General features: G+C 31.6%; 15 protein-coding genes and 2 pseudogenes. 7 read left to right on the top strand and 10 right to left on the bottom strand.

From position 1 onward, the window contains the following. The first annotated feature begins 1,387 nt into the window (after nucleotides 1-1,387). The gene (locus B3I31_RS04555; RefSeq protein WP_291071085.1) at nucleotides 1,388-1,657 is read left to right on the top strand and encodes a helix-turn-helix domain-containing protein; all 270 of its coding nucleotides are present in this window, start codon (nucleotides 1,388-1,390) and stop codon (nucleotides 1,655-1,657) included. Nucleotides 1,658-1,865: 208 nt separating this feature from the next. Here B3I31_RS04555 and B3I31_RS04560 read toward each other — a convergent pair whose 3' ends face one another. Then, the gene (locus B3I31_RS04560; protein ID WP_115000917.1) at nucleotides 1,866-3,392 is read right to left on the bottom strand and encodes a SulP family inorganic anion transporter; all 1,527 of its coding nucleotides are present in this window, start codon (nucleotides 3,390-3,392) and stop codon (nucleotides 1,866-1,868) included. Between the two features lie 393 nt (nucleotides 3,393-3,785). Between B3I31_RS04560 and B3I31_RS04565 the strand changes: the two genes are divergently transcribed. From B3I31_RS04565 to B3I31_RS04575, 3 genes are all read left to right on the top strand, one after another. Continuing rightward, nucleotides 3,786-4,883, top strand: coding sequence for a serine/threonine-protein kinase (locus B3I31_RS04565; protein ID WP_291051017.1), 1,098 nt, complete (start codon nucleotides 3,786-3,788; stop codon nucleotides 4,881-4,883). Between the two features lie 280 nt (nucleotides 4,884-5,163). Then, on the top strand, nucleotides 5,164-5,784 hold the full coding sequence (locus B3I31_RS04570; protein WP_291051014.1) for a DUF559 domain-containing protein: 621 nt from the start codon (nucleotides 5,164-5,166) through the stop codon (nucleotides 5,782-5,784). Nucleotides 5,785-6,050: 266 nt separating this feature from the next. Then, nucleotides 6,051-6,824, top strand: coding sequence for a hypothetical protein (locus B3I31_RS04575; protein WP_291073499.1), 774 nt, complete (start codon nucleotides 6,051-6,053; stop codon nucleotides 6,822-6,824). Nucleotides 6,825-7,116: 292 nt separating this feature from the next. On the opposite strand, the gene B3I31_RS04580 is transcribed toward B3I31_RS04575, so the two are convergent. From B3I31_RS04580 to B3I31_RS04615, 8 genes are all read right to left on the bottom strand, one after another. Continuing rightward, nucleotides 7,117-7,431 (bottom strand): hypothetical protein, encoded by a 315-nt coding sequence (locus B3I31_RS04580; protein ID WP_291051008.1) that lies wholly within the window; start codon nucleotides 7,429-7,431, stop codon nucleotides 7,117-7,119. A gap of 99 nt (nucleotides 7,432-7,530) precedes the next feature. Continuing rightward, entirely contained in the window at nucleotides 7,531-10,632 is a 3,102-nt protein-coding gene (locus tag B3I31_RS04585; RefSeq protein WP_291087661.1) for a type I restriction endonuclease subunit R, read from the bottom strand. Nucleotides 10,633-10,901: 269 nt separating this feature from the next. Continuing rightward, entirely contained in the window at nucleotides 10,902-11,201 is a 300-nt protein-coding gene (locus tag B3I31_RS04590; protein WP_291087663.1) for a GIY-YIG nuclease family protein, read from the bottom strand. 38 nt (nucleotides 11,202-11,239) lie between these two features. Then, nucleotides 11,240-12,490, bottom strand: a complete 1,251-nt coding sequence (locus tag B3I31_RS04595; protein WP_291087666.1) for a restriction endonuclease subunit S — start codon at nucleotides 12,488-12,490, stop codon at nucleotides 11,240-11,242. Next, on the bottom strand, nucleotides 12,487-13,515 hold the full coding sequence (locus B3I31_RS04600; protein WP_114999445.1) for a virulence RhuM family protein: 1,029 nt from the start codon (nucleotides 13,513-13,515) through the stop codon (nucleotides 12,487-12,489). The genes B3I31_RS04595 and B3I31_RS04600 overlap by 4 nt, the downstream gene beginning before the upstream one ends. Beyond that, entirely contained in the window at nucleotides 13,512-15,059 is a 1,548-nt protein-coding gene (locus tag B3I31_RS04605; protein ID WP_291087669.1) for a type I restriction-modification system subunit M, read from the bottom strand. Before B3I31_RS04605 ends, B3I31_RS04600 begins: the two co-directional genes overlap by 4 nt. Nucleotides 15,060-15,196: 137 nt before the next feature. Continuing rightward, on the bottom strand, nucleotides 15,197-16,447 hold the full coding sequence (locus B3I31_RS04610) for a type II toxin-antitoxin system HipA family toxin (protein WP_114999441.1): 1,251 nt from the start codon (nucleotides 16,445-16,447) through the stop codon (nucleotides 15,197-15,199). 1 nt (nucleotide 16,448) lies between these two features. Further along, complete coding sequence (locus B3I31_RS04615; RefSeq protein ID WP_114999439.1) at nucleotides 16,449-16,730, bottom strand: helix-turn-helix domain-containing protein; 282 nt, start codon at nucleotides 16,728-16,730, stop codon at nucleotides 16,449-16,451. A gap of 359 nt (nucleotides 16,731-17,089) precedes the next feature. On the opposite strand from B3I31_RS04615, the pseudogene B3I31_RS04620 reads away from it, so the two are divergent. The 3 genes and pseudogenes from B3I31_RS04620 to B3I31_RS04630 all read left to right on the top strand — a co-directional run bounded on the left by B3I31_RS04620 (nucleotide 17,090) and on the right by B3I31_RS04630 (nucleotide 19,648). Then, nucleotides 17,090-18,001: pseudogene (locus tag B3I31_RS04620) on the top strand (IS481 family transposase). Between the two features lie 115 nt (nucleotides 18,002-18,116). After that, entirely contained in the window at nucleotides 18,117-18,383 is a 267-nt protein-coding gene (locus B3I31_RS04625) for a helix-turn-helix transcriptional regulator (RefSeq protein WP_114999438.1), read from the top strand. Nucleotides 18,384-18,385: 2 nt separating this feature from the next. Beyond that, nucleotides 18,386-19,648: a type II toxin-antitoxin system HipA family toxin gene (locus tag B3I31_RS04630; protein ID WP_114999436.1), complete on the top strand. Its 1,263-nt coding sequence runs from the start codon at nucleotides 18,386-18,388 to the stop codon at nucleotides 19,646-19,648. Nucleotides 19,649-19,834: 186 nt separating this feature from the next. Here the strand turns inward: B3I31_RS04630 and B3I31_RS04635 are convergent. Then, nucleotides 19,835-19,966: pseudogene (locus tag B3I31_RS04635) on the bottom strand (IS3 family transposase); the annotation flags it as partial. Nucleotides 19,967-20,493 lie beyond the last annotated feature (527 nt).

The raw sequence follows: 20,493 nt of genomic DNA on the forward strand, positions 1-20,493 counted from the left end.
GTCGAAAATCGCAGTCTTGACTTTTTTGGTTCGTTTTTGTGTCAAGACAAAAATGAATGTAAAATTCTTTTTATCACATGAGTATTAATCAGAGCTTACCATCTCGCTGTCATTCTAAGCTTGTCTAAGAATCGCATCCTACAATTCTAACATCTAATTTCTCATATCTAACATCTAATTTGTACATTTTACAACTCAACACCGATACACGAACACCGAACAAACCATACGGAACGCATATACAATGGATACAGAATGGATACAGCGCGGATACACAACCGATACAGAAAAGTGTCATTTTGGATATACACCGATACAGGAATTTAACACTTTTTAACACATTGTTTCTCTAATATTCTCTCATTTCGAGAAATCTTTTGTCACTTTTTTTATTCATTGAATATCTATTTTAATTATTGGTATTCATATGCCCTTCGGGGAACAGTCAAAAAAACTAACGAAAAAAAACTTGTCTTTGATTTTCGACGGTCAAAATTAGTTTTAGCCATTCAATATTTTAAATCATTTGCTACGCAAACAGTAAAACATTTTAACCATGCCTTTCAACTTTTTGACACTCGCCTCCAAATCATATGACATTTTTTTAATTCCTTTTTCAATATTCAAATTCACTTTCTACAATGAGTTTTGTCATTCTTGACTTGTCTCAGAATCGCATCCTATATATTTGATTTAGATTCCACTCAAACAACTAACATCTAATCTGTACATCATACATTTAACTTATTACTTATAACTCATTACTTACAACTTAAAACAGGTAGTAGCCCCAATAAATTTGGAAAATGATATTAAACGTTTTACATTTAGTGTGCGAATAAAAAAGATAAAACGAATGCTTTCAAAGTCTCCTTACCGAGGCTCTGATAGAGAGCGTATAAAGAAAGGATAGCCCTTTGCTTTACGAGCCGTGTTTTAAAAAATGTTATAAATACGGAGTATTGTTCTTTAAAAGAATTAGTAAGACCAACAGACTTTGTCTGGTGGTTTTTTACGGATGAATGGAAATTGTTTCGTTCTCATGTGTTTTGGGTTTTATGGAACGATGTTTCTCGTATATGAAGAATTTCTTGAAAAAAAGCAAGGCGGCTTCACACTTTAGTACCGAGGGCGACCAAACCCTACTTAAATAAATTTAAGCTTCTACCTAAAGCATATGTGAAAACCGCCCATGCCGTATACGAAAGTACAAAACTTTTTAGACATGGAGCGATTTCACGATACTCTCGATAGTAAAATTGGTCGTTTTGACTCGAGATTACATCGTTTAATTATGACTATTAAAAGTCTAATTATCAATTCGCTTATACAAATATAACAATAATTTTTAACTATTCGCTATAGCGAACACTTTTTTTTAAACAAAATGAAAAAAAACGATTATAAAAGTAACCTCAATAAAAAATTATGTGAATATATCACGATTCGCTTTTTATCCAATTTTAATAATATAAGCAATAATAATAGCCAAAATAAATACGCAAAAGCAGTCGGAGTAACATCTTCAACAATTAGTAAAATATCTAAAGGAGATGGGTACAATATTCCATTATCTACTATAGCTTTAATTTTAAAGTATGAAAAAATTAGCTTGTCAGATTTTTTTGAAGACTTTAATAAATTTTATAATAATTAATTTAAATAAATAAAAAGGCTTCAGATGAAGCTTTTTTTATTCAATTATTTATATATACAACAATGGTAATAAATTAGATTAATTTATATATTTGTTATTTACACTAAATGAAGATATAGCTTTAGTTTCGTAAAAAAACAATGTTACCTGCAACCCTTTCCAAACACTACGCAACAAGAAAGCGACCTCGAAAAGTCGCTAAAAAAAATTATTTATCTAACATCACTTTATAAGTTGGGTCTTCAATGATATTTACTTCGATAACACTTTCTGCATTTTTCAATAATTGTCGACAGTCTTCGCTTAGATGCTTCAAATGTACTTTTTTATTTTGCTTAGCATAACGATGTGTCAAAACGTTCAACGCTTCTATTGCTGACATATCTACCACTTTACTTTCCTTAAAATCAATAATTATTTCTTCGGGGTCACCAATTACATCAAATTTTTCTGTAAAAGCTGTAGTTGAACCAAAGAAAAGTGGACCAAATATTTCGTAATGCTTTACTCCTTTATCGTCAATGTATTTTCTGGCACGTATTCTTTTAGCACTTTCCCAAGCAAAAACTAATGCTGAAATAATAACTCCTATTAAAACTGCCAATGCGAGATTGTGTAGCAACACAGTAACTAAAGCAACTAACATACCTACAAAAATGTCGTGTCGTGGCATTTTATTAATAATACGGATACTTGCCCATTCAAACGTACCTATCGCTACCATAATCATAAGTCCAGTAAGTGCAGCCATCGGAACTTTTTCAATTAAACTACTACCAAACATTATAAATACTAAAAGAGCCACAGATGCAATAATTCCAGATAATCTCGCTCTTGCTCCACTGGATACATTAATTAAGCTTTGTCCAAGCATTGCACAACCGCCCATTCCTGAAAAGAAACCCGATAAAATATTAGCCGTTCCTTGTGCCACTGCTTCTCTATTGCTATGTCCTCTTGTTTCAGTAATTTCATCAATAATATTCAAGGTCAATAAACTTTCAATCAAACCAACCCCTGCAACAATAGCCGCATACGGAAAAATGATTTGAAGTGTTTCTAAATTAAAAGGAATTTGAGGAATATGAAACGGCGGAAATCCACCTTTTATAGAAGCAATATCGCCAACAGTTTTGGTATCCAATTTTAAAAAATAAACCAACCCAAAAACCACTAAAATAGCAGTAAGGGAAGCGGGAACAGCTTTTGTAATTTTAGGCAATCCCCAAATAATAAGCATTGTTAAACCCACCAAAGCCAAGAGAATATACATATTTGAACCTGTGAGCCAATTGCCCGAAACATCTTTGAATTGGTCTAACTGCGACATAAAAATAATGATGGCTAAACCATTCACAAAACCAAAAATAACAGGATGCGGAACCAAACGGATAAGTTTTCCTAACTTTAAAAATCCTGCTAACATTTGAATAATTCCTGCCAAAATAACGGTGGCAAAAACGTATTCCACACCGTGCGTTTTTGCTAAAACAACTATGACTACTGCTATTGCACCAGTTGCACCCGAAATCATTCCGGGACGACCGCCTAAAATGGACGTAACCAAGCCCATCATAAAAGCGGCATAAAGACCCACAAGCGGAGAAAGTCCTGCAATTAAGGCAAACGCAACTGCTTCTGGAACTAAAGCCAAAGCAACGGTAATACCTGATAAAATTTCGGTTTTGTAATCTACTTTTTGTTTGAAATCAAACAAATTGATAATTTTCTGCATAAGATATTTGTATTGTAAAAATTTATAAAATGTAATTTGCACCGAAAATCAGCATTTCGGGTACACGAAAGAAACCAATAAAAGGAATTGGGAAAAAACAGCAATTAACCAACCATTAAGGCGGAGTAACTTGAGAAGATATTTGCGTTGTTTTTTTCATTGAGGTTGCAAAATTAACATTTTATGACAACTTGACAAAACAAAACTTGACAAAACCTAATAAAAAATTAGGGCAGCAGGTAACAAGGTATTGCCAAAAGCGGGGCTGAAGGAATTATATTGAACATTTTTGCTATATTTGAACTTTGGTATTTCTATTGAAGTTTGGTGCTAAAACTCCCCGCCTTCGGCAATACCCAAACCGTTAGCAGTAATATTAATCGAAACTCCACAATGAAATTAGACAGTCTACCAACTATTGAAAACGAAGATGATTTACTGCTTCAAATGGAGCAATTTAAAATGGGATTAGTATCTCGTGCAACTGGTGGTGATTTTGACACAAAAGAATATTCTAGATTTAGAAAATTAATATTGACAAATAGCAACTTAGAGAAAGTAGTACCGCGTTTTTTAAAACTTTGCAGAACTTCAGATGAGTTTTGGGGTTGGATTAAGTCAGAAGCTCCTTCTTATGCAGAAAGAAGAATTATAATTGCAAATGAAATTAATCCAATATTAGAAATCTTAGAATACGAAAATGGTGAAGGTGCTTTAGAGTTTAGTAAAAACTATGAAGAAAAAGAAGTTATAGGACACGGTGGATTTGGAATGGTTTACTTATATGAACAACGTTTACTTAAGCTAAATTTTGCTGTTAAAGTTTTTGCTCCTTCATTCTATGAAAGTGGAGGTGACGAAAAAGAATTAGAAAGATTTTTTCAAGAAGCCAGAATTCTTTTCAAGCTAAATCATCGAAATATTATTAAAGTTTACGATGCTGGACTCATTGGAAAACGACCATTTATTAGAATGGAATATTTTGAGGGAAAAAATCTTAATCAAATCCTACAAGAAGTTGGAACATTGAGTATTGACAAATCAATTATAGCAATTAAGAGCATAGCTAGTGCTATTAATCACGCACACGAAAATGGAGTAATTCATAGAGATTTAAAGCCTAGCAATATAATGGCAGCAAAACCAAATCAATTTCGGGTTATTGATTTTGGATTAGGAATTTTTATAGAAAATGAACTTCATTCCAGACTTACAAAAACAGGTTCTCAAACTATTAGCGGTTATTATAATGCTCCTGAACTTGTTGCAAATCCGAAGTTAATTGATAAACGTTCTGACATATATTCAATTGGTGCAATTTGGTATACATTACTTTGTAATCAACCTCCTGCTGGTTCTAATTTTATGAAAATTTTATCTGAAAATGGAATCGAAGAAAAGGTTTTAGAAATAATAACTAAATGTTTAAATCCAATTGAAAATAGATATTCAGATTGTATTGAATTACTAAATGATATAGAAAAACTGTAGCTAATAACTAAGCTTTCGTCTTGTCTGGAGAGTATGATATGTATTGAAATCACTGAACACAAATAACAATAAATATACAACCTCGCTAAGTGTTTTTTAGCAAGGTTTTATTTTTACACAATAAGGTATACAATATAGTTTTGTTTGTATATTTGGGTTTAATTTTAGGAAATGTAGATATAAGGAATATTTAATGAAACTTTTCTATATTCTACTTTGTAAAAAAAAACAATGTTAGCTACAAGTATAAAACAATCAACAAATTTAATAAATGATTTAAATGTCAAATAACAAATGGGGATTTTTAAGAGAAACTTCTGAATCAGCAAAGAAATCTGGAATAGATAAGGATACTGGTTTACATAGAACCGGGCTTGAGGTATATTTAAAAACAATTTTCCCTGAAATTGACGATTGGATTCATAATAAAACAATTGGTCAAAACAATTCTGAAGGTAAAAATATTTTAAGTCGACCTGATTATAGAAGTGAAAAATTAAAATTGATTATTGAATTTGATGGACTTCTTCATTATACCAAACCTGAAACTATTGAAAAAGATGAAGTAAATACAAAAATTTACGAAAGTTTTGGATATAAAGTAGTCAGAATTCCATATTTCATTCAACTAACAAGAACAGCTGTTAGTACATTATTTAATATTGAATATTCAGAAGAACTATTTGATGAATCAATTTCATCTCTTGGTATTAAAGGACAAAATACACCTGCATACTTATGCCCTGCTGGAGTTAAAAGAATGGCAGAAGAATTTTACAAATTTCCAGAACAATATAAAATAAATTTAAATTTTCTAAAAGTGCAAAATAATAAACACTTAACTGGAATTGAGTTTTTAGAAAAAGAGTATAACTCAATAAACAATAATACCAATAAATAACAAGGGTAACTGTTGCACAACTCCAGTTTTAGGTACAAAAAAAAATAGAATAAATAATAACCTCTTTAAAAGCATTTTTAGTGAGGTTTTTTGTTTTTACGTGAAAGCGTAATTTATTTTGAGATGGTTGTTGTATGTTTGGAATAATATAACGAAATGTAGATGGTTTTTAGAAATTAGACTATGTTTACTTTGTAAAAAAATTTAGCTGCAATAAAATAACCAATATAATTAGTTTTAAAACTATTAAATTTCTATAAAATCATATGTCTAGTAAATTAATTCTTCTAAGAGAAAGTATTGATATACCTTTCGAAATAAGAAATTTAAGTGGTTATGAATTCTCAATTCAAGATGTAACTTTTAATGATTATGATGAATCTGTAAGTATATATAGTTTACATTTCTGTGAATTAGATGATCGTGAAGAAATATGGAACAAAGCTAATACTCTTATTGAAATTATAAATAGTGCTTTAAGATTATATTATCAAAATACAACACAAAAGATTCAATTAACTCCAGTAATGATAACTAGCGTTAGAGGATCAAGATTATATCATCCTATTTCTTCTAAAAACAACTTTACCAGAATCTATCCTTTCGATGAAAAAGAATTAGAAAACAATTTAAAAGATTCTAATTATGAACCAAGAAATCATCCTTTAAATATCATATTAGGATTATCAAAAAAAAATGATGACATATTTGAAATTCTTATGTTAAATTCTTTAGATTATAGTTTTACTAATTTATATAAAATTTATGAAACCCTTGAATATTATTTTAAGCAAAAAATTAATATTAATCTTTCAGAAGGTTTTATAGATTATAATATTACTAAAAAAGATATACGTTCTTTTAAACAAACTGCAAATCACGGAAATTATGACGTTTTTACACTTATGTCAACAGACGTAAGGCACGGTAGAAATCAAAACCCTGATAATTTCATTAAAACCACTAATGAAGACGCAATTCAATTAATTCAGAATATTATAAAAATTTATTTACAAAAAATTTATAACTTTAAAATATAAGATATTACTAAAGCTAATAACTAAGCTTTCGTCTTGCCCGGAGGGCATGAGATGTATTAAAAAACGATTGAAGACAAAAAGAATAAATAAATAACCTCTCTAAGTGTTTTTAGTGAGGTTTTTTATTTTACACAATAAGGTATATCTCTTGTTTTATCCTGAATATTTTTTAGTAATAAAATAGCCCATTTCTTCAGGGGGGCGGGTATCCTTCGATTGTTATTCGAGAAAAAGTTGTATGTTGTCAAAATAAATGAGACACCTCTTTCTAAAAATTAAGAGAGTGTTTGGTTTATAAATTTATTATTTTTTCTTGAAAATACAACTGCCTTCTTTTAGCGATTGTTTGTTGTTTAATAAACGACTTTATAATACTGCTTTTCCCAGAACCATATAAACCTGTGATTGCGATATTTTTAACTGCTTTATTTTTTATACCCCACTCTAATTTATCAGAGTAATTTTTTATTTCATCCTCTTTTAAATGAATTGAATTTAGATGTGAAAATTGTATAATTTTTTCTTCATTTGTTAATTCAGATTTATTTTTTTCAGGACAATTAACACATTCATCGTTATTATTTATAATAGAATATCTTGAAGGCATTTGTAATAATATATATCCGTAAATTTAAGTTTATTCTTTTAATAAAAAATCCCCAACATCCCTGTTGAGGATCAATACTATTTTTAAAATTACACTTCTTTACAATCTCCCACCTACTCCCTTAAACTTATCTATAAACGCACTGATACGTTGAAATACGGTTTGCTTTTTTGTAAGATATTGAGGATTTAAAGGACTCATTTTGGGTAAAATGGCGTTTAATTCAGTACCGTTAGAACTTGCATATTCCCTTTTTAGAGAAGATTCGATGTAGCGTTTTGTTGCTTCTTCGTTTAAGTTTTCTTCTTCGATTAATTCGGTTGCTTCTTCTTTTTGTTTGACTTGTGCATACTTAAAGAATGAATCTATGACCGTTGCTTTATCTGGAATAGTATCTAAATCTGTTTCGTTGATAAAATCTACAACTAAAGATTCTTTTCCTCTATTTCCGATACTTGCACGTATTACTCGACTTACTTCTTCTACTAATTCAGCTTTGTCTTTTGTTTTCTTATTGTGATCAAAAATTAATTCTAAAATGTAATCTAAATTGATCTCTTGTGATTTTAATAAATCTACTTCAAAAACTACATCATCCCAATCAATACCAGAATCTTCAGGCTGTTTTCCTTCTTTTTCTTTTCTTAACCAATCACGAATGTCATTATAGGTCGAACGATAATCCTGTTCTACTCGTTGTGGTAACAATTGAATCTTTTGCATCACAACTAAATCATCGTCCGAAACATGGTACATTTCTTTGAATTCTTCTACAGCAGTTGCATCGCTTTGGTCAATGCTTTGTAAGGCTTTTAGACTTGTGAATTCATCATAGTTTTGTAAGATATTTTCAACACGTAAATATTCACCGAATAATTTTGTAAACTCTTTTTTATCCTTTTCTTTTTCAATTTGATCAGGATTTGGAAATTTTTCATTTAATTCGTTGACCACTTCAATGAATCCTCTTCGTGCATCACCAGTTGAAATATCGGTAAAACCTTCTAAATATTCTTTATAGCTTTTCTCTAAAACTACATTTTTTGTGTTTTTGTTTCCGAATAAGGTAATCGCATCTATTGTTGCTTGTTCCAAGTCACGGAACGTAACAATGTTTCCAAAAGATTTGGTTGCATCTAAAATACGATTGGTACGCGAAAATGCTTGAATTAAACCATGATAACGTAAGTTTTTATCAACGAATAAAGTGTTTAGTTTTGGTGCGTCAAATCCAGTTAAAAACATACCGACAACGATTAGTAAGTCGATTTCTTTGTTTTTCACACGTTCTGAAAGATCACGGTAATAATTTTGAAATTCATCACTTTCTACTCCGTAGCTTGTTTTGAACATCTTATTGTAATCGTTGATGGCTTTCGTTAAGAATTCTTTTGCTGTACTGTTTAATGCAGAAGGCTCGAATGATTCGTCTATGATTTCTCCGATCGCTGATTGTTCTTCGTTGGCTGCAAAAGAAAAGATCGTCGCAATCTTCAACGGTTTTTCACTGTCAATTTGCTGACGGTTTAATTCTTCGTAATAATGTTTAGCTGCTTCTACGCTACTCACGGCAAACATCGCATTGAAACCGTTATTTCCGCCTTTTGTACGGTGTGTTTTGATGCGGTAATTCTGTAAGATGTATTTAGAAATTTCGCTGATACGTGCAGGATGTAAGAATGCTTTTTTCGCATCTTCACCACTTAATTTCTTTTCATCAACTTCCGTTTCAACGCCTTTGAATTGTGGTTTTACATTATGATAATCCACCTTGAATTTTAAAACCTTTTCATCTCTGATGGCATCTGTAATGACATACGCATGTAATTCTGATCCAAAAACACTTGCTGTGGTTTCTGCACCAAGTGCATTTTCAGGGAAAATTGGCGTTCCTGTAAATCCGAATTGGTAGTATTTTTTGAATTTCTTTTTTAGGTTTTTTTGGGCTTCACCAAATTGTGAACGGTGGGCTTCATCAAATATGAAAACAACTTGTTTATTGTAAATATCCAACTCTTGATCGCCTTTCATTAAGTTGTTTAACTTCTGAATGGTCGTCACAATAATTTTGTTGTCGTCTTTTTCGATGTTTCGTTTTAAACCTGCTGTACTGTTTGAACCGTTGACACTATCAGGCGAAAATTTTTGGTATTCTTTCATGGTCTGAAAGTCTAAATCTTTTCGGTCTACCACGAAAAATACTTTATCAATAAAATCTAATTTAGTTGCTAATCGAGCCGCCTTGAAACTGGTTAAGGTTTTCCCCGAACCCGTAGTATGCCAAATGTATCCACCACTTTCTAAAGATGACCATTTTTTGGTTTGGTAAGCACTTTTAATTTTCCATAGAATACGTTCGGTTGCTGCAATCTGATAAGGTCGCATCACCAATAATGTATCTTTGATGTCTAAAACCGTATAGGTTAGCAAAACATTTAGTAGTGTGTTTTTTTGGAAAAAAGTTGCTGTAAAATCCTTTAAATCTTTGATTAACGTATTATCAGCCTTTGCCCAATTCATCGTGAAATCGTAACTGTTTTTGTTACGCGTAACGGTATTGGCAAAATAACGCGTATCTGTTCCATTCGAAATGACAAACAACTGCAAGTATTTGAATAGCGAATTATCTGAATTAAAGCTTTCTTTAGAATAACGGTGTACTTGATTAAACGCCTCACGAATAGCTACGCCACGTTTCTTTAGCTCTACTTGAATCATCGGTAATCCGTTGACCAAAATCGTTACATCGTAGCGATTGGCGTGCGAACCTGTTTGTTCGACTTGTGAGATAACCTGCACTTTATTACGCGTAATATGCTCTTTATCGACTAAATAAATGTTTTGAATATGACCATCATCAAATACAAAATCGTAGATGTGGTTATCGTGAAGTTTACGCGATTTATCGACTAAACTATCACTTGGTTTATCTAAATATTCGACAAGAAAACGCGCCCATTCGTTATCGGTAAATGCCATATTATTCAATGCTTGTAATTGCGTACGCACATTGGCTAACATAGCATCCGTTGATTTTAGATGAGTCGGATTCTCGTATCCCAGATCAATTAAATCTTGAATGAATTCTTTTTCTAAGGCAGCTTCTGATTGATAGGCAATCGGAGGCTCGTTTAATTCGTAGAATTTGGTGTATTTATCCAATACAATGTAATTGTTGGATTCTGCAATCGTTTTGTACATCTTATGTTATTCTAAGTAGCTGTTAATTAGTTGAATGGTTTAGATTCTAATTTGTTTCACTTTCTAAATTGCATTGCTCGTAATGACGTTGGTTATACTCGCGATGACGGTGAGCAATGACTGGATTGCTTTGCTTGCGTTGTTTGCTGGATTGCTTCACGTTGTTCGCAATGACGTTGGTTATACTCGCGATGACGGTGAGCAATGACTGGATTGCTTTGCTTGCGTTGTTTGCTGGATTGCTTCGCTTTGCTCGCAATGACGTGGAGTTACCATTCATTTATTTCATCCCATAAGTCAATCCAATTTGGGTTGAGTGTTTCTATTTGTTTTAATTTTTTTTTTCGGTTACCTGCTTTTATTCTTTTTTCCTCTGTTATTGCGTCTTCAATTGAATGGAAGCTTTTGTAATAAACTAAGATTGTGCAGTTATATTTTGCCGTAAAAGATTCGGGATTATATTTTGTTTTATGCTCGTATACACGTCTTTTTAGATCGGCTGTTACGCCTGTGTATAGAGTACCGTTTCTTTTGTTTGCCATAATATAGATTACACCTCCTTTTTTCATTTTGGTTCACTGGTTTGGGGTTGCTTTTCTGGATTGCTTCACGTTGTTCGCAATGACGGGAAGCTTAATAACTTTTCACGGTAATATTCGTATTGTTGAGTTCTTAGTTTGATTTCCTTAGTAATCTCTTCTTCAATGGCTGTATGTGTCGCATCCAATTGATCTAAGAGATTTACAATGCGTTCTTGTTCTTTAATCGATTTTTCTTTATCATTAGGAAAAGGTATAGGTATTTTAGTTTTTCTAACATTGTCATTATATAGTCTATCGATTGTGCCTCCTCCAGAGACAAACCACTTAGCTACTTTGTAAAAATGACATAAATATTCATTTATTATTATTTCTTGATTATTTTCAATCCATATAATATTACTATCTTGAAAATAAGCAGGTTTACCATCAAACACTACAGTTCTCCCAATAGTTCCTGCGGCAGAAATTAGAATATCTCCCTTATTTGGATATGAATACTTTTCCTTATAATCTTCATATAATTCTCTAGAAATATATGCGTTTGCTGTTTTACCAAATGTACCAATCTTATAAAAAGGAATATCTCCAAAATCTTTAGTTTCATTTTTGAAAATACGTTTACACATTTTAACATTACCTATATCTCCCAAAGTTTTAAATTCAATATTCCCTTCTTTAAAACTAAACAACTGTTCACGGAAGAACTCGAATTGTTTTTTACGGTTTTGGCGTTCGGTTTCTAATTCGGTTGTTAATTGATTGGTTAACGAAGTTAAATCATCTAAAACACGAACAATTTCTTGTTGGATTTCAAGTGATTTTTCAGGATTATCTGGACAAGGAATTGGGATTTGAAGAGATTTTATAATATCAGCGTTTAAATTACTTACTGAGCCACTATTAATTTTACTTATCCAATAATTTTGAACAATACTAGAAGATAAATAATGATATAAATAATCAGCACTTAATGTATGACTAAAATCACTTACAGAAGCCCAACCATCATGTATCGCACCATCTATATTTAATATGTAAGGTCTACCAAAGCTCATTGAATTCGATATAATAAAATCACCTTTTTTTAATAATCTTGACTTTTTAGAACCCTCAGCCGTAATTTTTTGTAATGTATTTTCAACATATTTTGAATTTGGTGATGTATCACCAATTTTAATCCAAGGAACACCGTTTTCATCATCTGTAATGAATTTAGCTATTGGTCTTGGAGAAGCACCTCGTTTTATTGAAGCAATATCTCCAAATACTCGCCACTCCACATCAACCCCTTTTAATAACTCGTCTAATTTACTCATGATTTCCCTCCTTTTTTGTTATTTGCTTTAGCCTGTTTATCGCCTGCTTTAGCTTGTTTTTCTAAGATTGTAATGGTTTTTAGGTATTCACTTTCCACATTGCTAAGGGTTTTGGCTTTGTATTTTTTGTATTCTAAGGTTGCTTTCTCTTTCATTACAGCATTAGAGATACTCCCTGCATTATCTAAAACTTTGCGTCCTGTCGAATTCAGGATATTATCTAACTCTCGGATATAATCGTTCATACACATTGGGCGTTCTTCAATGGCATTTAATTCGGCTAAATCAAAATAGGCTGCTACCAAGTTATTTAATACGCGTAATTCTTTTTCTTCTAAAAAATTTTTAGCAATCATCGCTTCAGCTTGTGTAGGCTCATCGCCTTTAAAATTGGTTAATCCAACAAAAGGCTTATCGCTATCTACACGCATATAGATGACTTCGCTTGCAGTATGCCCATGAGCAGCATAATGCAATTTGTTTTGTACAATTTTGAAAAAAGTTACACTTGCATCACTTTTTGGGTCGTAATCGGTTGCTGTAGCGTACAAATCTAATATTTGGCGGTACATTACCTTTTCACTTGAACGGATATCACGAATACGGTCTAAAAGTTCTTTCCAATAATTGCCTCCACCCAAATTTTTCATGCGTTCATCATCCATCGTGAACCCTTTTACGATGTATTCTTTCAGCCGATTGGTTGCCCATTGACGAAAGCCTGTAGCAATCTTCGAGTTTATTCTATACCCCAAAGCAATAATCATATCAAGATTGTAGTAATCCAGTTCACGAGAAACTTCACGATTACCTTCTATTTGAACTGTTCGGATTTTCCGAACAGTTGCTTCTGCAATCAGTTCTTCTTCTGTAAAAATATTCTTAATATGTTCACTTACTGTTGATTTTGAAGTTTGGTATAATTCAACCAATTGTTTTTGCGTTAACCAAATTGTATCGTCATCCAATTGGACATTAATTTTAGTTTGTCCATCTTCTGCAGTATATAAAATTATTTCACTCATCCTTCGATTTCTTTAATTAGGTTATCAATTGCTGTACGTAACGTTGTAATGTTGTTTACAGTTTCAGCTAACTCAGTATTTAACACTTCAATGTCTATCACTTCGCGTGTATCTACCGCTTCTACATACGAACTTACCGAAAGGTTATAATCGTTTTCTTCAATTATCTTATTCTCTATGGTTACTGCAACATGTTTTACATTTTCTTTCGCATCAAACAACTGCATAATCTTCTCGATATGTACATCCTCTAACATATTGTTGTTGGTTACTTTCTTGTAGAAGTCCTCACCTGTCGCATCGATAAATTGTGTTTTGTACTCAGATTTGTGTTTTGATAAAACTAAGATATTTACGCCAATAGAAGTTCCAAAGAATAAATTTGCAGGTAAACTGATTACTGTTTCTACAAAATTTTCTTTTATTAAATATTTTCTGATTTTTTGTTCTGCTCCACCACGGTAGAAAATACCAGGAAAACATACAATGGCTGCACGCCCTTTACTTGATAAATAATTAAGCGCATGTAAGACAAACGCAAAATCTGCTTTTGATTTTGGTGCTAAAACTCCAGCTGGTGCAAAACGATCATCGTTAATTAAAGTGGGATCATCCGAACCTACCCAATTCACCGAATAAGGAGGATTAGATACAATGGCATCGAAAGGTTTATCGTCGATAAAATGAGGATCGGTTAAAGTATCTCCTAATTGGATGTTGAATTTATCGTAATTGACATTGTGCAAAAACATGTTCATACGCGCTAAGTTGTATGTCGTATGATTGATTTCTTGCCCAAAGAAACCATCCTCGATAATGTGGTTATCGAAGTGTTTTTTTGCTTGTAACAACAAAGAACCCGAACCAGCAGCAGGATCGTAGATTTTGTTTACCGTAGTTTGTTTGTGCATGGCTAATTGCGCAATCAATTTCGATACGTTTTGAGGTGTAAAGAATTCACCACCCGATTTCCCTGCATTAACTGCATAGTTAGAAATTAAGAATTCGTAAGCATCCCCAAATAAGTCGATTTGGCTTTCTTCGAAACTACCAAAATTTAACTCGGCAACTCCTTTTAAAATTGCAGCTAAACGTTTGTTTTTATCTTCTACGGTATTTCCTAAACGTGTACTTGTTGTATCGAAATCTGCAAATAATCCTTTGATGTCTTGTTCAGACTCGTATCCATTTGCTGAGTTTTCAATATCCGTAAATATAGCTTTTAGGTCTGTATTTAAGTTTGAATTTGTATTGGCAGTATCGACTACATTACAAAACAATTGACTTGGATAAATGAAATATCCTTTTGTTCTAATAGCATCGTCTTTGATTTCTGGTGTGATGATGTCGTCTGCTAATTTTGCATAGTTTACACTTTCGTCACCACCTTCGATATAATTAGTGAAATTCTCACTTATGAAACGATAGAATAAAGTTCCTAACACAAAGTGTTTGAAATCCCATCCGTCTACTGAGCCACGTACTTCGTTGGCAATTTTCCAGATTTTGGCTTGTAGTTCTGCTCTTTGGGCTGTATTTGTCATTGTCTTTATTTCTTTTTAAAGATAAAAATTATCTTTTGTATATTCATTATTGTAAACATTACAATATTAATCCTTTTAAACGCCAAAACAAGACGTTAGTGCTTTTTTGTAATGGTTTTTTATTTTATTAATTGCAACTAATATTTAAAAGCACTTGCCATTAGTTCTTGTTCAGCTCTTGAAATTCCAATTTGTTTAGCGATATCCTGCCAATTCTTAACTACAGAAGTTACTTCATCGATTATTTGATCCATTTCTGTAGTCGTTAATCGAAAATACTCACCAACACTTTTCGCTAATTCAAAATCTAACGCATTATTATCCATATCAATATTCAAGGCTAAACCATCTTTATCAATGGATGGATTTAAATCATAAGCAGGTGATAAAACCCAACCTTCTTTCGTTAAAATAAATCCATGATTTCGTAAATGATCATCAGTATTGGATATCGCAATATTAAAAATGATTCTACGCCATAATTGGGTTAAATTTTCATTGATGTTAGCTCCATTCGATTGGATGAACTCCACAATATCTAAATAACTGGCAGGCTGATTTTTTATGGTTTCTTCGTTATTTCCTGTCATGGTCATTGCCGATGCGAAATGAATTCTATTACTTCCTTCACGATCAAATCGTTTAGTAAAAAAAGTATGATACGGACCATTAATCTTTTCTATTTTACATTCCGACATATTTATCCCTGCTTTTATCGCTAATTGATACGCTAAATATTCCCAACTAGCTTTATCAATAGTGTCATTCTTAGATGGAAATTTAGCAATCCATGGATGTTTATGCTCATCTAAAATATTAGCTTTTGGACGAGCTCCACCCAAAGAAGAACCAGGAGCTATTAATAGTTGTAACCATTTGTTTATCGCTTCATTATCGGTATCATTTTCGTAATGAACGACAGCTTGTTGAAGTTCTCTTACAGTAGACCATGGTGGCGTAGCCTTTTCGGTATCATTATCCAAAAAGTCAGATTTTGGATCTAGTTTAAAACGCAACGCCCCCATACGTGTTTCGTCATAGACACCTAATAAGAAATCAATATCATATAATGTTTTCGCTTTTTCACCTTTTATTTTAGCGAGTTGAGCTTCACGTCTTTTCATTAAGGTACGTCCCCAAGTATCAGGCATACTGTCTAGAAAGAGTCCAAAGTTTTCTTTATCATTAGCAAATTGTGGCCCTGCAAATAAATGTAAATTGGGATCTAACTGATGATGATGTCCAGATTTTAACCATAGATTATCATACGAAAAGCTGAATGCTTTTCGTCCCTTGGCTTGATAGGCCGATAATACGCCCATTAGTATTGGACTTTCTAAATCTTGCCAATCAGCATAAACATATATATCTGTTTTCTGTACTGCCATCCTATAATATCTCTAAATCTTGTAGTTTACGACCAAGTGTGTCGTCTGCTGCTAACTTTAAAAAATCATCTTGTAAGCCTAAAACCCGAAGCACATTGAAATAAGCTCCCATCGCTACACTTGGCTCTCCTTTTTCGATGAGATTTAAAGTGGATCTGGAAATATCTGCTCTTTCAGCGACTTGTACCGCTGTTAATTTGCGACGTTTACGGGCAAGTTTTATTTGCTCACCCATTTGTGATAAGGTATCTTTATAACGAGGTAAAACAATTTGTTTTTTCATAAATGTCCGTTATTTCATACAAATATAATTAAAACGACTGAAATAACGGACATTTTTATATGAATATTCAATTATTTTCTCTTTGCAAAAGGTTATTGAAAACTTGTTATAACTGTTTTGCGGTAAATATTTGAATATTCTCCGCAAGTTATGCGGTGATTAATTTGTTTATCGTTGCACAATTGGTTTACTGAAAGAATTTGAAGACAATATTTACAATCCAAAATCATTTGACCGAAACACTAAAACATAAACAAGTCTTCCACCATTACTTCAAAAAGGAGAAGACACTTTCAAATTGTGGGTACGTCAGATCATCGTAGACTAAATTAGTAAAAAACTAATATAGCCTTATGATTATGAAAAAGACCAAAGAAATCCAAACTTATTTAACTTATATTAAAAAATTACAAGTTCTAAAATATGCTAAAGAATATGGAAATAACACTATAGCTTATAATTTTTATGGTGTTAAAAAGAGTACATTTTATAAATGAAAAAAAGCATATGAAGAACATGGAGAAGAAGGTTTACTCAGAAAGAAACCAACTCCTCATACTTTTCCTAACCAAATTAAGCAAGAGATTGTAAATAAAGTATTAGAACTTCGAAAAGAACATAAATTAGGGACTTGGCGAATTAAATGGTATTTAGAACGTTATCATGATATTTTGATATCGGAATCAAGTGTTTATCGTATTCTAAAGCGTAATAATGTAGGTCGATTAGACAGAAAGGTGACTAGAAGAGCCATGCATAGTATCAAGTATGAAAAAGAAACACCTGGTCATCAGGTACAAGTTGATGTTAAATTTCTGATTTTTCATGATTCAAATGGCACTGAAATCAAACGATTTCAATACACAGCGATTGATGATGCTACACGAATTAGAGCACTTAAAATCTCTGAAAAACATAATCAATTAAGTTCAATTGAATTCATAAATTATGTTGTAGAAAAATTCCCTTTTAGAATTAATACAATTCAAACAGATAATGGACACGAATTTCAATCAAAGTTTCATTGGCATGTTCAAGATTTAGGAATCAGACACCGATTTATAAAAGTGGGTACACCTCAGTTAAATGGGAAAGTTGAACGATCTCATTTAACTGATAAAAAAGAGTTTTATCAACTTTTAAGTTACACAGATGATGTCGATCTAAATCAAAAATTAGAACAATGGGAAAAATTTTATAATTTCGATAGTCCACATGGTTCATTTAAAGGAAAAACACCTTATGAAATACTAAAATCTAAACTAAAATAATTATATTTAAAGTCTACGAAGTCATGAAGTACGACAGGTTTAATACAAACAAAATGTATACATTATTATATATTTTGTCTAAAATTCGTACATTTGATTATTATAATATACATTTATGTTAGATTTCACAACAATAAAAGATGTAAAAAATTCAATTGGTGAATGGTGTAAGAAAATGCGAAAAGCAGAACACTTAACACAACAAGAATTAGCTGATGAATTAGCGCTTTCTCGTTTAACAATTGCTAAACTTGAAAATGGAGAGAATCCTACAATCGAAACTCTTTTGAAAGTATTACAGTATTTTGACGAAATGAAATCAATCAATCAATTCGTTTCAGATAAAATTGAAAATTTAGATAATAATCAATCCATGTATTAATTATGGCAAAGAATCAAATCATTTCAATCAATTTTCATGGAATTGAAATTGGTAAAATTGGTTATGACGAAAACCAAAGGAAATCTTCATTCCAATATAATCCTGATTTTTTGGAGAATAACATCTATAAAAAAATATTTCCTTACGTCATTCGTAGAACACCTAATGTACAAGTGTTTTCTGAATTTGAGGGAGAAACATTTCGTGGTTTACCACCTATGATTGCTGATTCTTTACCTGATTTTTTCGGTAATATTGTCTTTAAGGAATGGCTTGAAGCGACTCAAAAAGACATAAGTTCAATCACTCCTTTAGAACAGCTTACTTACGTAGGAAAAAGAGGTATGGGAGCGATAGAATTTTCACCTGCAAAAGAAATTAGATCCAATCAAACAATTAATGTCGATGAAATTACAGAAGTAGTTAAAAAAGTATTGGATTTAAAAACTTCCACCGAAGAAAAAGGATTAAGTGATATTGCTTTACTGAATATTTTCAAGATTGGAACTTCAGCTGGCGGTGCACGACCTAAAATTTTGGTTTCGGAAAATAAATCTACAGGACATTTAATTCCTGGTGATTTAGAAACTTCTGAAGAATATAATCATTATTTAATCAAGCTTTCGATCGACGAAGATCAAGGCTATTCAAAAGAAAAAATCGAATATATTTATTATCAAATTGCAACTTCCATTGGAATTGAAATGATGCCTTCTAAATTAATTGAAGATAAACATTTTGCAACATTACGATTTGATCGTCAAAATGGACAAAAACAGCATATTTTGACAGCTTCAGGAATGACAGGGTGGGATTTCAAAAAGCCTGAAAATTCGTCTTATGAAAATCTTTTTAAACTAGCCTTTGATTTGAAACTTTCGCACAAAAATATTCAGCAATTATTTAAACGAATGGCTTTTAATCTTGTTTTTTTTAATATTGATGACCATTTAAAGAATTTCTCATTCATTTATGATACAGAAAAAGACCGTTGGAATTTAGCTCCTGCCTATGATTTAACCTATCCGTTAGATGCTTTAAAAAACTATCTTCGAATTTCAAGAGCGATGTCTATTAATGGAAAACGAACTGAAATTAATCGAACTGATTTACTGAAAATAGCTGATTTATTCACGATTAAAGATGCTAACGGAATTATTGATGAAGTCGTACAATCGACTAATCAATTCAGAATCCTATGTCAAAAACAAAATATTACTGAAAAAGTGATTGATAAAATTGAATCTGAGTTTTTAATGTTTTAATTAAAAATAGCGTGATACTAAATACAATTCGTTCAAGAGGATTTTGAATATCTTCAAAGAAAGACTCAGTTAATTTATATTGATAAGGGTTTTTGCTATTGAAGATTTTTATATTAATAGAAGATTTGCAGTTTTATGTAAGCAAATTTTGATAGCTGGTTATGCAAATAAAAAGTACAGTAAAATTTAAGCTACATTTTTGTAAACATTATTTAAGTTATTAAATTCTTCAATTGTTTTGTAATTCAATGAGCTGTGTCTTCTTTTTCTGTTGTACCAAATATCAATGTATTGAAATATTTCGCTTTCCATTTGTTTTATGAAAATCTGTACGTTGTCAAAATGATTTGGACACCTCTTTCTAAAAATTAAGAGAGTGTTTGGTTTATAAATTTATTATTTTTTCTTTCGAACACACTTTAGATCCTTTGCTCGTAATTCTGAACAATTTAACTAAAATTCGTCATTTCGATACTAAATCGTCGGATTTTTAATTTCTTTTTCAATATTCAAGTTTTAAATTTACTTTTAATAAGGAATTAAAAACCATCATTGCTGAAGAGTCGAGTGTCAATTCGGCGTAACGAACGTTAAAAATGATTTACTGTTCACATTTTATATGTGAATGATTTAAAGCATTTAGTGAGTAGCCGTTATTGACCGATTTGTAGGCACAGACTTGACGTTTTTGGTTCGTTTTTGCGTCAAGGTAAAAATGAATGAAGGTAGTTTTGAAAAACGAGAATAATCTTTCTATCACTTTTTTATTCATAGCTTATCTATTTTAATTATAGGTATTCATATGCCCTTCGGGAAAGTTCATCAAAAAAAACATTTGAAATTAA

Origin of the sequence: Empedobacter sp. UBA3475, assembly GCF_002378465.1 — a bacterium.
Classification (GTDB): Bacteria; Bacteroidota; Bacteroidia; order Flavobacteriales; family Weeksellaceae; genus Empedobacter; species Empedobacter falsenii_B.